The sequence below is a fragment of the Delftia tsuruhatensis NBRC 16741 genome, assembly GCF_001571325.1.
Lineage (GTDB): Bacteria > Pseudomonadota > Gammaproteobacteria > Burkholderiales > Burkholderiaceae_C > Comamonas > Comamonas tsuruhatensis.
In genome coordinates this window covers 22,464-37,523 of record NZ_BCTO01000083.1, presented here as the reverse complement: position 1 = coordinate 37,523, position 15,060 = coordinate 22,464, and the positions used below count along the sequence as shown (strand labels likewise).

Here is a 15,060-nt window from a genome sequence, read left to right as displayed (position 1 = left end):
CCGTGCCCGAGCTGGTGCAGTCGCTGTAAGAATGCAAGGCGCCGCACCGGGAGGCGGTGCCAACGGGCCCGGTGAAGTATCCGGGCCCTGGCCAGAGCGGCACACAAGGCATGTGCCCCGGCCCCACCTGGTTCAGAGATGCAGGAGACAGACATGCAGATTTCCATTGGCCGCCGCAGCCTTGCGCTTGCGGCTGTTGTCTTTGTGGCCACCACGGGCGCCAGCGCGCCGGCATGGGCCCAGGCCAGCGACTTTCCCACGCGCCCGATCACGCTGATCGTGCCCTTCCCCGCAGGCGGCTCCACCGACCGCCACATGCGCACCCTGGCCGACATCGCGGGCAAGCAGCTGGGTCAGGCCATCATCGTGGAGAACAAGCCCGGCGCGGGCGGCACGCTGGGCCCGGGCAACATGTCCCGCACGGCCAAGCCCGATGGCTACACCATCACCCAGTTCCCCATGTCCATGCTGCGCATGGCGCACATGCAGAAGACGGCCTGGAACCCGGTCACGGACTTCACCTACATCATCGGCGTCTCGGGCTACACCTTCGGCTTCACGGTGCGCTCGGACTCGCCCTACAAGAGCTTCAACGAATACATCGCCGCCGCGCGCAAGAGCCCCGGCAAGATCGAGTACGGCTCCACCGGCATAGGCTCCTCGCCCCACCTGCTGATGGAGGAGCTGGCCGAGAACGCCAAGGTCACGCTCAACCACGTGCCCTTCAAGGGCAACGCCGACCTGCAGCAGGCCCTGCTGGGCGGGCACGTGGCCGCGCAAAGCGATGCCTCGGGCTGGGACACCTATGTGGATGGCGGCCAGATGCGCCTGCTCATGACCTTCGGCGAAAAGCGCACCCAGCGCTGGCCCGACGTGCCCACGGCCAAGGAGCTGGGCTATGGCGTGGTCTCCACCTCGCCCTACGGACTGGCCGGCCCCAAGGGCATGGACCCGGCCGTGGTGCGCAAGCTGCACGACGCCTTCAAGAAAGCCATGGATGACCCGCGCCACATCGAGGTGCTCAAGCAGCTGAACCAGGACGCCTGGTACCGCTCCGGCGCCGACTATGCGCAGTGGGTGCGCGAGGCCTATGCCAAGGACAAGGTCCTGATCGACCGCCTGGGCCTGGCCGCCAAGTAGGCCTGTCCTCCAATGCGCCCGCAGGGCCAGGGGGCTGGCGGGCGCAGTCCGCTTGAGATTCGTGAATTCCTGGAACGGAGCCCCTCATGACTGTTACCCTGCCTTCGCCCGATGCGCCCTTCACCACGCTGGCCGAGCTGATCCGCGGCCACGCGCGCCAGCAGCCGGCCCATGCCGCGCTGCGCGACGACCAGCAGACGCTGAGCTACGCGCAGCTCGACGCCCTCATGGACCGCGTGGCTGCCGCGCTGCAGCGCGACGGCGTGCAGCCTGGCCAGGCGATTGCCATCTGCGCGTTGAACTCGGTGCGCTATGCCGCGCTGTTCCTGGGCGCCTTGCGCGCGGGCGTGGTGGTTGCGCCGCTGGCGCCGTCCTCCACGGCCGACAGCCTGGCCTCCATGCTGCGCGATGCCCAGGCGCGCCACCTGTTCCTCGACAAGGCGGCCCAGGACCTGGTGCCTGCCGACGGCGCCCTGCAATGCATCTCGCTGGACGGCGCCGCGCCCGGCCGGGCCTTTGACGACTGGCTGGCGCCCGAAGGCGCGCAGCCCGCGCCCGTGAGCGTGGAGCCGGCCGCGCCGTTCAACATCATCTATTCCTCGGGCACCACGGGCACCCCCAAGGGCATCGTGCAGTCGCACGGCATGCGCTGGGCCCACATCAACCGGGGCAGCGTCTACGGCTATGGCCCCGAGGGCACGACGCTGCTGGCCACGCCGCTGTACTCCAACACCACGCTGGTGGTGTTCTTCCCCACGCTGGGCAGCGGCGGCTGCGTGGTACTGATGCCCAAGTTCGACGCGGCCCGCTACCTGCAGCTGGCCCAGCAGCACCGCGTCACCCACACCATGCTGGTGCCCGTGCAGTACCAGCGCATCATGGCGCTGCCGCAGTTCGGCGAGCATGACCTGTCCAGCTTCCGCGCCAAGTTCTGCACCAGCGCGCCGTTCCGGGCCGAGCTCAAGGCCGACGTGGTGGCGCGCTGGCCCGGCAGCCTGACCGAGTTCTACGGCATGACCGAAGGCGGCGGCACCTGCATCCTCGAAGCCCATCTGCACCCGGACAAGCTGCACACCGTGGGCAGGCCCGCCGAGGGCCATGACATCCGCCTCATCGACGAGGACGGCCGCGAGGTCGCCCCGGGCGAGGATGGCGAGGTCGTGGGCCACTCTGCCAGCATGATGACCGGCTACCACGGCCAGCCCGCCAAGACGCGCGAAGCCGAATGGTTCGACCCCACGGGCAAGCGCTTCATCCGCACGGGCGACGTGGGCCGCTTCGATGCCGATGGATTCCTCACCCTGTTCGATCGCCGCAAGGACATGATCATCAGCGGCGGCTTCAACATCTACCCCAGCGACCTGGAGACCCAACTGCGCGCCCACCCGGCCGTGGACGACGTGGCCGTGGTCGGCGTGCCGTCCGAGCAGTGGGGCGAGACGCCCGTGGCGTACGTGGTGTCGCGCGCGGGGCAGCCGGCCCTGCCCGAGGACATCATGGGCTGGTACAACCAGCGGGCCGGCAAGACCCAGCGCCTGGCGGACCTGCGCTTCATTGCCGAGCTGCCGCGCAGCGCCATCGGCAAGGTGCTCAAGCGCGAGCTGCGCGACCAGTACGCGACGGGGCGCTGAACCGGCGGATGCTTTCTCCAAACGATGTCCACCACGATGTCCACCAAGAGGTACACCCCATGAGCAACGACACCACGATGTCCGAGGTCCGCCGCCAGGTGACGGCCGAGGAATGGCAGACCCGCATCGAGCTGGCCGCCGCCTACCGGCTGGTCGCCCACTTCGGCTGGGACGACCTGATCTTCACCCACATCTCGGCGCGCGTGCCGGGCCAGCCCGACCAGTTCCTGATCAACCCCTACGGCATGCTGTTCGACGAGATCACCGCGTCCAGCCTGGTCAAGGTGGACCACGAGGGCCGGCCGCTGATGGAGACCGAGTACGACGTCAACCCGGCCGGCTTCGTCATCCACAGCGCCATCCACGACGGCCGCCCCGAGGTGCAGTGCGTGCTGCACACGCACACGCGCTATGGCGTGGCCGTCTCGGCGCAGAAGGAGGGGCTGCTGCCCATCTCGCAGCAGTCCATCTTCCCGCTGGCGCGCCTGGCCTACCACGACTACGAAGGCGTGGCCCTGCGCGACGACGAGAAGCCGCGCCTGGTCGATGACCTGGGCGCCAGCAACTTCCTCATCCTGCGCAACCACGGCCTGCTGACCTGCGGCCGCAACGTGGCCGAGGCCGTGCTGGCCATGTACACGCTGGAGTCGGCCTGCCGCATCCAGATCCTGGCGCAGTCGGGCGGCGGCGAGCTCACGCGCATCCCGCAGGACATCATTGCCGACGCGGTCAACCAGTCGCGCCAGGTCACCAAGGGCAAGGGCGCAGGCCTGGCCTGGCCCGGCCTGCTGCGCCGCCTGGACCGCATAGACCCTTCTTACAAGGACTGAAGGAAACCATGGGAATTCTGGTCAACATCCATCCGAGCATGGGCGCGCCCATCGTCGACTCGCTGCGCGCGCTGGCGCCCGGCGTGCAGGTCTGGGGCCACCGCGAGGAGGCGCCGGCCGATGCGGTCGAGGCCATGCTTGCCTGGAGCCTCAAGCCGGGCGTGCTGCCGGCCTATCCGGGCCTGAAGCTGCTGTGCGCGCCCAGCGCGGGCGTGGACAAGCTGCTGGCCGTGCCCGACCTGCCGGCTGGCCTGCCCGTGGCGCGCACCGTCGATCCGCAGCAGCATGTGGAGATCGCCCAGTACGTGGTCGGTACCGCGCTGCGCCACACGCGCGAGCTGGACCTGTTCGCGCGCCAGCAGCAGGCCGGCGACTGGCTGCGCCGCCCCGTGCGCGCCAGCGCAGACTGCCGCGTGGGCATCCTGGGCCTGGGCGAGGTCGGCCGCTTCGTGGCCGGCGCCATGCAGGCCATCGGCTACCCCGTCGCAGGCTGGAGCCGCAGCGCCAAGAGCATTGCAGGCCTGGCCACGCACAGCGGTGCCGAAGGTCTGAAGCAACTGCTGTCCACCAGCGACATCCTGGTCTGCGCCTTGCCGCTCACGCCCGAGACGCGCGACCTGCTGGACCGCCGCACCCTGTCCCTGCTGCCGCGCGGCGCCTACTTCATCAACGTGGGGCGCGGCGAGCAGGTGGTGGAAGACGACCTGCTGGCCCTGCTCGACGAAGGCCACCTGGCCGGCGCCGCGCTGGACGTGCTGCGCGACGAACCGCCCCAGCCCGACAACAAGGTCTGGGGCCATCCCAAGGCCTTTGTCACGCCGCACATCGCGGCCCAGGCCTCGGCCGACACCGTGGCGCGCCAGTGCCTGGAGAACCTGCGCCGCCTGCGCGCGGGCGAGCCGCTGCTCAACCTTGTGGATGTGGCGCGGGGGTATTGAGCCTTGTTTTCCATCCGACGCTGCGCTGTTGCGTGGCGTTTTTTCATCGCCGGGCCGCCCCAAGATGAAAAGCGGCCCCCTTGGGGGGCAGCGGACCTTGCGCAGCAAGGGTAGCGTGGGGGCCATTTTTCAACTGAGAAGAATCCAGAGACACCATGCCTTCGACTTCCCGCCGCGGCTTTTTGCAATCTACCGCTGCCGCCGCTGCAGCAGCCACCACCGTGCTGGCCCCCTCGGCCTGGGCCCAGAGCCCCTGGCCCTCCAAGCCCATCCGCATCATCGTTCCGTACACGGCAGGCGGCTTCACCGACCAGATGGCGCGCCTGCTGCAGGTCGGCCTGCAAAAGGCCCTGGGCCAGCCCGTCATCGTGGAGAACAAGCCCGGCGCCAACAGCATCATCGGCGTGGACCAGATCGCCAAGGCCGCGCCGGACGGGCACACCTTCGGCGTGGTCATCGCGGCCTATGCGGCCAACACCACGCTCTATCCCAAGCTGCCCTACAACCCGAAGAAGGACCTGGTCGGCGTCTCGCTGATGGGCGTCTCGCCCCTGGTCGCTGCCGTGGCCATGAACGCGCCCTTCAAGACCACGCCCGAGCTGATCGCCTATGCCAAGGCCAATCCCGGCAAGGTGGGCTTCGGCTCCTCGGGCAGCGGCTCCAGCGCCCACCTGACCACCGAGCTGATGAAGCTGCTCACCAGGACGGACATGGTCCACGTGCCCTACAAGGGCGCCGCGCCTGCGCTGGCCGACCTCATGGGCGGCCAGATCCCGCTGTTCCTGGACCCGCCGCCCAACCTCATCCAGCCCGCCAAGGCCGGCCGCATCCGCCTCATCGGCGTGGCCAGCGACAAGCGCCTGGCCGCGCTGCCCGACGTGCCCACCTTCGTGGAGCAGGGCTACGACGGCCTGCTGGGCAGCACCTGGGCGGCCATGATCGCGCCGGCCGGCGTGCCGCGCGAGATCGTGCAGCGCATGTCCGCCGAGGTGTCGCGCATCATCCGCAGTGCCGAGGTGTCGCAGCGGCTGGAGCAGGTGATGGGGACGTTTGCGGAGGGGTCCACGCCTGAGGAGTGCGATCGGTTCATTGCTGCCGAGACGGAGAAGTGGGGGAGGGTGATTCGGGAGGCGAAGGTGACGGTGGACTGAGTCTTTCTTGTTCTCGGGTCTGTTTTTTGACCCGGCAGGGGCAAAAACAATCAGGCAGCCCCCACCCTCCACCGCCTCCTCGGCGCCCTCAACGCATGCCTTTCCCGATAGGCCGCAGGCGCCATCCCCACATACCGCAAGAACACCCGCCGAAACGCAGAGGCATCCCCATACCCGCAGGCCAGCGCCACGGACGGCACGCTCTCCAGCGTGATCTCCAGCAGCACCCGGGCCCGTGCGCAGCGCAGGCGGTGCAGGTGGTCCAGCGGGCTGTGGCCCAGCTCCTGCTGGAAGTGGCGCAGCAGGGTGCGCGGGCTGGTGGATGCCGCGTGCGCGAGGGCCTGCAGGTCATAGGGCTGCTCCACGCGCGCTTCCAGCCAGGCGATGGCATGGGCCAGCACGCTGTTGCGCGTGGCGGGAATGCGGCGGTCCTGCAGGGCGGCGCGGGTGGCGCGTTCGCGCTGGGCATCGGGCTGCAGCACGGCGGCCAGCGCTGCGGCCAGGTCGTCGCCGAAGGCATGGCGTGTGAGCGCGACGGCCATGGGTGCCAGGGCCTCGGGATGGGAGGCGCTGAGCCAGGGCCTGTCGTCCACGAAGGGCTGGCCCTCGGCCAGTTCGATGCCCGGGAAGTCCAGGCCAAAGCCGCCCATGAAATACCAGGGCAGGGCCACAAGCCGGCCCTGGCAGCGGCCGCCCGCTGCCGCAAACCAGGCGGCGCTGCCCAGCGTGCAGACGGCCAGGCCCTGGTCGAAGGCCGTGGTGATGCGGCGCACCAGGGCCGGATGCGCGGCGACGATGTCGCGTATGGAGGGAATGTCAGGGCAGTGCAGCGCGCTCACGAAGACGGCCTGCGCGGGCCCTTCGGCTGCCGCGCCTTCGTCCGCGTGCGGCATGGTGGGCAGGGGCCGGCCCTGGCCGTCGACCCAGCGCCAGCCAAAGCGCGGCGTTCGCCGGCCCAGGCGCAGGCTGGCGACCAGGTTGGCGCTGCGCAGCATCTCCACCAGGTGCGCGGCGTGGCCGATGGCGCTGTGCTCCAGGCAGGGCAGCTCGATGACAAAGGTCCGGGGCATGGCGATTCTGGCTCCTCGAATGGCGATTTTGACGTGTCCGTCATACGTGCTTCACTTTTAGCATGGCTGCTTGTGCCACTTTCCAGGACCACGAAGATGCTCCACACCAGCGCCGAGACAAAGCCTTCCTCCTTCCCGCGCACAGGCCTGCGCTCCATCGCCCTGGCCGGGCTGCTGGCCTGCGGCCTGCCACTGGCGGCCAGCGCCCAGGGGCTCGATGCACAGGGCCTGGCGGCCCTGGATGCCGCCATCCAGCCGCTGGCGCCCAAGATGGTGGAATGGCGCCGCGACATCCACCAGCACCCCGAACTGTCGGGGCAGGAAGAACGCACGGCCAAGGTGGTGGCCGATCACCTGCGCCGCCTGGGCATGGAGGTGCAGACCGGCGTGGGCGGCACGGGCGTGGTGGGCGTGCTGCGCGGCGGCCAGCCGGGCAAGACCGTGGCGCTGCGTGCCGACATGGATGCGCTGCCCGTGGCCGAGAAGACCGGCCTGCCCTTTGCCTCCAAGGCCAAGGCCCAGTACATGGGCAAGGAGGTTTCGGTCATGCATGCCTGCGGGCACGATGCCCACGTGGCCATGCTCATGGGCGCGGCCGAGGCGCTGGCCGGCATGCGCGCCAAGCTGCCCGGCACGGTGAAGTTCATCTTCCAGCCCGCCGAGGAAGGCGCTCCCGTGGAGGCCGATGCCCACGGCCATGTGCCCAGCTTCGGCGCCAAGGCCATGGTGGAGGCCGGCGTGCTCAAGGACGTGCAGGCCATCTACGGCCTGCACATCACGTCCAACCTGCCGTCGGGCATGGTGGGCTACCGCAGCGGGCCGCTGATGGCGGGTTCGGACAGCCTCAGCATCCAGGTCGAGGGCCGGGGCGGCCATGGCTCGTCGCCGTGGAATGCGGTCGATCCCATCGTCGCGGCCAGCCAGGTGGTGCTGGGCCTGCAGACCGTGGTCAGCCGCCAGCTCAACATCAGCCTGGAGCCGGCCGTGCTGACGATCGGCTCCATCCAGGGCGGCACGCGCTACAACATCATCCCGGACAACGTGGAGATGCAGGGCACGCTGCGCACCTTCGACGAGGACATGCGCCAGGAGGCACACAAGCGCATCACCGCCACGGCCGAGCAGATCGCGGCCTCCAGCGGCGCCAAGGCCAAGGTGCGTTTCGGTCCCGTGGCCTATCCGGTGACCACCAACCCCGCCGCACTGACCGAGGCCTCGCTGCCCGCGCTCAAGCTGGCCATGGGCGGCAAGGCCATGGTGATTCCCAAGGTCAGCGGCTCCGAGGATTTCTCGGAGTTCCAGAAGGTGGTTCCGGGCTTCTTCTACTTCCTGGGCGCGCCGCCGGCAGGCCAGGATTTCGCGAAGGCGCCGTCCAACCACTCGCCGCTGTTCGACATCGACGAGAAGCAACTGCCCACGGGCGCGCGCTCACTGGCCGCGCTGGCCGTGGACTATCTGCAGCGCAACCCATAGTTATTCGACTCGCCCTGAGCGGCGGAAGCCGCATCCCGTTGCACGGTGCCCCTGGCTTGAGATCGAGTCCGTGCGAACCGCGTCGGCTTTATTTGGCGCTGGCGATTGCCGATGGGCCTTTCCACCACCGGGCGATGGCGAGCCGGAAGGGCAGCAGCAGTGCCACGCCCAGCACCAGCTTCACGCCCAGGTCGCCGAGGGCCCAGGTCACCCAGGGCTCGGCGGCGCCCGCGAAGGCGATGCTCCAGAACAGGAAGGTGTCCAGGCAGGCGGCCAGCAGCGTGGCCACCAGGGGGGCACGCCACCAGCGGCCCGCACGCAGGCGGTGGAACACGCCGATGTCCAGCCACTGCGAGGCAATGAAGGCCGCACCCGAGGCCAGCGCGATGCGCGGCGGCGCCAGCACCAGCGAGGCGGCCACGGCCACGGCAAAGCCCACCCAGGCCACGCGCCGGGCCTGCTGCGGGCCGAAGCTGCGGTTGACCAGCTCGCTCACCAGGAAGGCGAACGGATAGGTGATGGCGCCCCAGGTCAGCCAGTCGTTGATGGCGTACTGCACCAGGATGTTGGACGACAGCACCACCACGCCCATGGCCGCAATGGCGGCCAGCAGCTGGGTGCGCGAGGGGGCGGCGAAACGGGGCGGACGCGGTGTCATGCTGCGCCACCGGAGCCGCGTGCACCCGACGAGGGCAGGGGCAGCCCGAGGATGGCGCAGGCCACGGCCTCGCCCACCTTCACGCCATCCACGCCGGCCGACAGGATGCCGCCCGCGTAGCTGGCGCCTTCGCCGGCCGGGTACAGGCCGCGCGTGTTCAGGCTGTGGAAGTCCGCGCCGCGCTCGATCTTCACGGGCGAGGAGGTGCGCGTTTCCACGCCGGTGAGCACGGCATCGTGCATGTCGTAGCCGCGGATCTTCTTGCCGAAGGCGGGCAGCGCCTCGCGCATGGCCTCGATGGCATAGGCCGGCAGCACGTGGTGCAGGTTGGTCAGCGTGATGCCGGGCTTGTAGGAGGGCTCGACCTCGCCCAGCGCGGCCGATTCCTTGCCCGCGATGAAGTCGCCCACCAGCTGGCCCGGCGCGTTGTAGTTGCGCCCGCCCAGCAGGTAGGCCTTGGTCTCCAGCTGGCGCTGCAGCACGATGCCCGACAGCGGATGCAGCTCGCCGTCCTTGAGGTTTTCCACGCCATGGGTCTTGCCGTCGAAGGCCCAGGCAAAGCTCTTGGCATCGCGCGGGTAGTCGGAGGGGTCGATGGCGCAGACCATGCCGGCGTTGGCATTGCGCTCGGCGCGCGAGTACTGGCTCATGCCGTTGGTGACCACGCGCTCGGGCTCGCTGGTGGCCGCCACCACGGTGCCGCCCGGGCACATGCAAAAGCTGTAGACCGCGCGCCCGTTGCTGGCGTGGTGCACCAGCTTGTAGTCGGCCGCACCCAGCAGCGGGTGGCCGGCATGCCTGCCCCAGCGCGCGCGGTCGATCACGCTTTGCGGATGCTCGATGCGAAAGCCCACCGAGAACGGCTTGGCCTCCATGTGCACGCCGCGCTCGTAGAACATGGCGAAGGTGTCGCGCGAGCTGTGGCCCAAAGCCATCACGGCATGGTCGGTCTCCAGCCACTGGCGCTCGCCGCTGTCCTGGTCCAGCACTTCCAGGGCGGTGAGACGGCGGTCCTTGCCCTCGCCTTCGATGCGCATGTCACACACGCGCTGGCCGAAGCGGATCTCGCCGCCCAGGCGGATGATCTCCTCGCGGATGCCCTCGACCACCTTCACCAGCTTGAAGGTGCCGATGTGCGGGTGCGCGGCATAGAGGATCTCGGGCGGCGCGCCGTGGGTGACGAATTCCTGCATCACCTTGCGGCCCAGGTGGCGCGGGTCCTTGATCTGGCTGTAGAGCTTGCCGTCGGAGAAGGTGCCTGCGCCGCCTTCGCCGAACTGCACATTGGACTCGGGCACCAGCTCGCGCTTGCGCCACAGGCCCCAGGTGTCCTGGGTGCGCTCGCGCACCGAGCGGCCGCGCTCGATCACGATGGGCCTGAAGCCCATCTGCGCCAGCACCAGGGCCGCAAAAATGCCGCAGGGCCCGAAGCCCACCACCACGGGCCGGCGCTGCAGGTCGGCAGGTGCCTGGCCCACGGCATGCCAGCGCATGTCGGGCGTGGGGTTCACATGGGCATGGCTGGAGAACTGCTCCAGCAGCGCGGTTTCCTGGCTCTCGTCGGCCAGCGTCAGGTCGACGATGTAGACGGCCAGCAGCTCAGACTTGCGCGCATCGAAGCTGCGCTTGTGCACATGCACGGAGGCAATGGCCTCCTCGGCAATGCCCAGCTGGCGCGCGGCCAGGGCGCGCAGCGGCTCCAGGGGCAGGTATTCGGTGTGGCTGTCGGGGTGGTATTGCACTGCCGACAGGGGCAGTTTCAGTTCAGAGACGCGGATCATGGCTTGTACCTATCAAGCAGAGGGCCGGCGATGGTAAGCCAAAGCGCCAGGCGGCACATTCCGCCATGGCCACGCCCTTGGAGCACGCTCGGGTTCGCAGGTGGCGCACAGGTTTCCGGCCGGCACGCCTGGAATGCGGGAAGACCTGTGGCGGGAAGCATCCGGCCGACGGGCGCATGGCCCGGGTAACTGCACTGGCGTGATTGGCGTTATCGCCCTGGCCAATCGGGCGACGGAAAAAACGAATGCCATATTAATGGCATGCTAATCAATTAGGAGTGGTCTGATTTTTTCCAGAAAAATTAGATATTTCCTAGGATGAAAATCCCATTGTCAAAAAAAGTGTATTGGCGATAGCGGTGATTTCGCTGATCATCTGCTCCCGCTGTCAGTGGGCTATGGGCATAGCCATTGGCAGTGGAGATTTTGAAAGAGAGGGTTGCCGGCAAAGGATGCCATGTGCCGGCAATGGAGTTCAACCAGATGGACAGGCTGGCTACAGTACCCGGTGCCTGGGCGCGGCTGGCTATGCAATATGAAGAAATCAATGAGAGGCGCCGCGCTTTGCGGTGCGCTGGGCGTCATTGCCTGCGGTTGGGGGACAGTGGGGGAAGTCCGGTCGGAGGTAGTTTCCAGGGTCACGGCCCTGCCAGATTCCGCCACGCGGGTGAACATGGGTGATGGTGGCCGCGTGCAGGTCACGCCGGCCCAGGTCACGGACGGTGTTTCATACAACGGCTTCAGCCAGTTCGATGTGGGCAAGGCTGGGCTCACGTTCCTGAATGAGGGCGTCAAGGCGCGAACCATCGTGGCCGAGGTGTTCTCCGCTGCGCCCTCGCATATCACAGGAACCATCGATGTCAATGGCCCCCGCGCCAATCTGATTTTTGCGAATCAGAACGGCATACGCGTCAATGGAGGCAGCTTCGTCAATTTCGGCAGCGTTGCCCTGACCACGGGCGCCGTGACACTGCGCGATCAATTGCAGCCTTCGGGCTATGTCCAGCGGCTGGTGGATGTCCATACGAAGCAAGGCGAGATCGTGATTGGCGAGCAGGGGGTCACCGGCAATCTGATCCGTCTGGAGATGATTGCCAAGAGCATTGCCCTGCAGGGTGCCGTCACCAACGAGTTCTCATCGTCAAGCGCCCTGGTCCGCATGGTGGCCGGGGAATCCACGGCCCAGTTCGATACGGCGGCGTCGCCAACGGACAACTTGACGCCATGGGTCTACTACGAGGGCGGGAAGGCGCGCAGCACCGCATTGGCTGTGGACCTGAATGCGGATTCCAAGGTCACCTCCGGGCGTATCGAGATTCTGGTGACCGACCAGGGCGCCGGTGTGCGCAACCAGGGGCAGATGGTGGCCTCGGCCGGGGATTTCCGGCTGACCAGCACGGGACAGCTGGAGCAGATCGGCGGCAAGGTGCAGGCCCAGGGGCAGGTGGACATACGCTCCCGGGATATCGCGCTCGTTTCGCGCGGCGACGAGACCAGCTTGCTGGCGGCCGGCAGCCGTGTTCGCCTCCAGGCCGAAGGGGTCATCCGCAACCTGGGCGGCGAGATATCCGGCCAGCAAGGCGTGGGCGAGGCAGAGGATGCCCATGCCGTCGTGCTCAAGGCCGGTGGCGGCATAGAGCACAGGACGCCCGTGGGGGCCGCGAAAACCGCGCTGATCTTCGGCAAGGAAGGCTCCGTGCTGCTGGACAGCGGGCAGGGCGTGGATTCCATCAACGCACGCATCGTATCCAACAGCGATCTGGTCATTCGGGGAGCTGCGGATGTGCGCAACGAAAGCGTGCACATCGCCGGTGCCGGCCTGGAAGATTGGGCATCGCACAGCGTCTTCAAGCGCAGGAAAGGCTACAGCGTGGACATGGGCGAGCTGGCCGATCCTGCCAACCAGGCCTACTGGGTGGCGCAAGGCAATGTGCAGGTCAAGGCGCGCAACTTCTCCAACCTGGGCGGCCATGTGTTCTCCAACCAGGGCGGCATCAAGATAGAGGCGCAAGAAAGCGTCGTGACCAAGGCGCACAGCATTGGCGGATTCGAATACCGGCAAAGCTGCTTCCTGTTCGTCTGCAGGCGCACAGCCTCCTCCAACGAGGCGCTGGTGGGCGGGCAGATCATGGGCGCCGAATCGGTCGATATACGTGCTGGCGGGCAGATCCTCAACGATGCCGGCCAGGTCTACGCAGGCAAGGGCATGACCCTGGAGGCTCCCGAGATCATCGCGCGAGGGCGCCCCGTGCATACCGTCATCCTGCGTGACAAGGGCCTCAAGGCCCTGTTCGGCGACACCTGGGCCAGGATCTATGCCACCGACCAGGGCGGCAGCTACACCGTCCAGCAAGGACGGCTGGTTCTCAAGGGGCTGGCATACCAGGACGGCGGGGTGTTGCAAGCCTCCGAAGGCGTGGACGGCGCCATCGAGGTGATTCGCAAGCCTTCCCGCGATGCGGTGCGCATCGAGGACCACCTCGGCATCTTCTGGTGGTGAACCGCATGAGCCACTGGATCTCCGCCGCGGGCATCTGCGCGCTGGCCCTCAGCCCGATGCTCGTCCATGCACAGCCTGTGTCTGCGCGCGACCCCAACGACCAGATCATCCGCGAGCAGCAGGAAAAACTGCGCGAGGAAATGCTGCGCCGCTCCGCACCCGCCAGCATTGAATTCGAGCAACCCGCTGCCGCAGCCGCAGGCATGGACGACCGATTCCCCGAAGGCCTGCAGCCCCAGGGACCGGCCTTTCCCATTCATACCATCAGGCAAGACGGCATGGCGTTGCTGCCGGAGGCTGTCTTTGCCAGGGTCACCGCGCCCTTTGTCGGCCGCTCGATCGGGGTCGAACACATCAACGTGCTGCTGGAGCGGGTCAACCGGGCCCTGATCGCTGCGGGCTACACCACCTCGCGTGCCTACGTGGGCAACCAGAGCCTGCAGGAGGGCGTGCTGTCCCTCACCATCGTGCCGGGTCGCATCGAGCAATTGCTGTTCAACGGCACCCCCGTCGGTCCTGGCGACGATCAGGCTCCGGGCGTGCATCTGGCCCTTGCCATGAAGCAGGGCGACGTGCTGCGCCTGCGCGACATCGAGCAGTCGGTGGACCAGTTCAACCGCCTCAGGCGCAACAACGTGCAGGTGCAGATCCGCCCGGGCACGCAGCCGGGCGGCTCCATCGTCGAGTTCGTCAATCAGGCGGGCCAGGCCGCGCGCTACAACGTCTCGCTGGACAACCAGGGCGCGGCCGCCACCGGCCGCCTTCGCGTGCAGCTGGGCCTGGACGCCGGCAATGTGCTGGGCCTGATGGAGTCGCTGGGCGCCGGCCTGACCACCAGCACGGAAACCAACGCCCTGTATGGCACCTTCTCCATGCCCCTGGGCTATGCCACGCTGTCGGCAATGGCTTCCGTCTCGGAGTACCAGAACCTCATCGGCGACACCGCCCTGGTCCACGGCACATCGAAGACCTACACGCTGTCGCTGAGCCGCCTGCTGCAGCGCGACCAGAACAGCAAGACGGCCATGGACCTGAGCTTCTCGCACCGCAAGTCCGAGCGTTCCGTCAACAACATCTCGCTCAGCCCGCAGACCCAGGCCGTGCTGCGCCTGGGCATCAACCGCCTCACGCGCTTTCAAGCCGGCGAGGGGCTGGGCCAGTGGACGGTCGATGCGGGCATCTCGCGCGGCATGCCCTGGCTGGACACCAACCGCGACCCGGCCGACCTGCCCCGGGAGGCCGCCCGCTACCGGTTCACCAAGCTGGAGCTGTCGGCATCGGTGGAGCGGCCGTTGGGCAGCCTCCTGACCTGGCGCTCGCGTGCGTTGGGCCAATGGAGCCGGCATCCGTTGTACTCGTCCGAGCAGATCTTCGCCGGAGGCGTGGGCAGCGTGCGCGGATTTCCCGAATCGGCCGTTGGCGGCGACAAGGGCATGGTCTGGCGCAATGAATGGGCGTTGCAGCGGCCGCCCCAGATCCTGGGCGGGCAGATCCGCTACGAGCCTTACCTGTTTGTGGATGCGGCGCGGCTGTCCACCGTTGCAGACAGCCGCTCACATGCCCTGGCCAGCGCGGGAGGCGGGCTGCGCATCGCCTTCGCGGGCGGCTTCGCCGAGCTGATCGCGGGCAAGCCATTGCGCACACCCAGTGAAATGCCCAAGCCCGGCTGGCGTGTCAATGCCAGCCTGGCCTACCAGTTCTAGCGCTGTACCGCCCGCACAGGCGCACCGGCAGCAAGACAGCAGCAACACAGAGACAGACAAGACAGAGAAATGAAGAGGGAGCCCAGCATGCATGCACCGACCATGAGCCAGCACAACCAACAGTCCTCCTCTGTGCCCGAGGAACCGAGAACCGCGCACCGCGCCCCTCGGTGGGCCCGGCGCAC

Annotated in this window: 11 protein-coding genes; 8 read left to right on the top strand and 3 right to left on the bottom strand. The window is 67.9% G+C overall.

Translation table 11 applies throughout. The features are described 5' to 3' along the window. The first annotated feature begins 153 nt into the window (after nucleotides 1-153). The 5 genes from DTS01S_RS27615 (at nucleotide 154) to DTS01S_RS27595 (ending at nucleotide 5,690) form a co-directional block, all read left to right on the top strand. Nucleotides 154-1,140, top strand: a complete 987-nt coding sequence (locus tag DTS01S_RS27615) for a tripartite tricarboxylate transporter substrate binding protein (RefSeq protein ID WP_016450812.1) — start codon at nucleotides 154-156, stop codon at nucleotides 1,138-1,140. Nucleotides 1,141-1,226: 86 nt separating this feature from the next. Continuing rightward, the gene (locus tag DTS01S_RS27610) at nucleotides 1,227-2,771 is read left to right on the top strand and encodes a class I adenylate-forming enzyme family protein (protein ID WP_017407808.1); all 1,545 of its coding nucleotides are present in this window, start codon (nucleotides 1,227-1,229) and stop codon (nucleotides 2,769-2,771) included. Between the two features lie 59 nt (nucleotides 2,772-2,830). Continuing rightward, on the top strand, nucleotides 2,831-3,601 hold the full coding sequence (locus DTS01S_RS27605) for a class II aldolase/adducin family protein (RefSeq protein ID WP_012203336.1): 771 nt from the start codon (nucleotides 2,831-2,833) through the stop codon (nucleotides 3,599-3,601). A gap of 8 nt (nucleotides 3,602-3,609) precedes the next feature. Further along, complete coding sequence (locus DTS01S_RS27600; protein ID WP_017407809.1) at nucleotides 3,610-4,539, top strand: 2-hydroxyacid dehydrogenase; 930 nt, start codon at nucleotides 3,610-3,612, stop codon at nucleotides 4,537-4,539. 155 nt (nucleotides 4,540-4,694) lie between these two features. Next, a complete protein-coding gene (locus DTS01S_RS27595) occupies nucleotides 4,695-5,690 on the top strand; it encodes a tripartite tricarboxylate transporter substrate binding protein (RefSeq protein ID WP_012203338.1) in 996 nt (331 codons plus the stop codon). Between the two features lie 50 nt (nucleotides 5,691-5,740). Here the strand turns inward: DTS01S_RS27595 and DTS01S_RS27590 are convergent, their stop codons facing one another. After that, complete coding sequence (locus DTS01S_RS27590) at nucleotides 5,741-6,760, bottom strand: GlxA family transcriptional regulator (RefSeq protein WP_017406210.1); 1,020 nt, start codon at nucleotides 6,758-6,760, stop codon at nucleotides 5,741-5,743. Between the two features lie 96 nt (nucleotides 6,761-6,856). On the opposite strand from DTS01S_RS27590, the gene DTS01S_RS27585 reads away from it, so the two are divergent. After that, complete coding sequence (locus DTS01S_RS27585; protein ID WP_017406211.1) at nucleotides 6,857-8,233, top strand: amidohydrolase; 1,377 nt, start codon at nucleotides 6,857-6,859, stop codon at nucleotides 8,231-8,233. 88 nt (nucleotides 8,234-8,321) lie between these two features. Here the strand turns inward: DTS01S_RS27585 and DTS01S_RS27580 are convergent, their stop codons facing one another. Together DTS01S_RS27580 and DTS01S_RS27575 are read right to left on the bottom strand one after the other, a co-directional pair. After that, entirely contained in the window at nucleotides 8,322-8,891 is a 570-nt protein-coding gene (locus DTS01S_RS27580; protein ID WP_016454772.1) for a VUT family protein, read from the bottom strand. Next, on the bottom strand, nucleotides 8,888-10,672 hold the full coding sequence (locus DTS01S_RS27575; RefSeq protein WP_017406212.1) for an NAD(P)/FAD-dependent oxidoreductase: 1,785 nt from the start codon (nucleotides 10,670-10,672) through the stop codon (nucleotides 8,888-8,890). The genes DTS01S_RS27580 and DTS01S_RS27575 overlap by 4 nt, the downstream gene beginning before the upstream one ends. A 673-nt stretch (nucleotides 10,673-11,345) precedes the next feature. On the opposite strand from DTS01S_RS27575, the gene DTS01S_RS27570 reads away from it, so the two are divergent. Together DTS01S_RS27570 and DTS01S_RS27565 are read left to right on the top strand one after the other, a co-directional pair. Further along, nucleotides 11,346-13,172 (top strand): filamentous hemagglutinin N-terminal domain-containing protein, encoded by a 1,827-nt coding sequence (locus tag DTS01S_RS27570; protein WP_017406213.1) that lies wholly within the window; start codon nucleotides 11,346-11,348, stop codon nucleotides 13,170-13,172. 5 nt (nucleotides 13,173-13,177) lie between these two features. Next, on the top strand, nucleotides 13,178-14,875 hold the full coding sequence (locus DTS01S_RS27565) for a ShlB/FhaC/HecB family hemolysin secretion/activation protein (RefSeq protein ID WP_061289830.1): 1,698 nt from the start codon (nucleotides 13,178-13,180) through the stop codon (nucleotides 14,873-14,875). The last annotated feature ends 185 nt before the right edge of the window (nucleotides 14,876-15,060 follow it).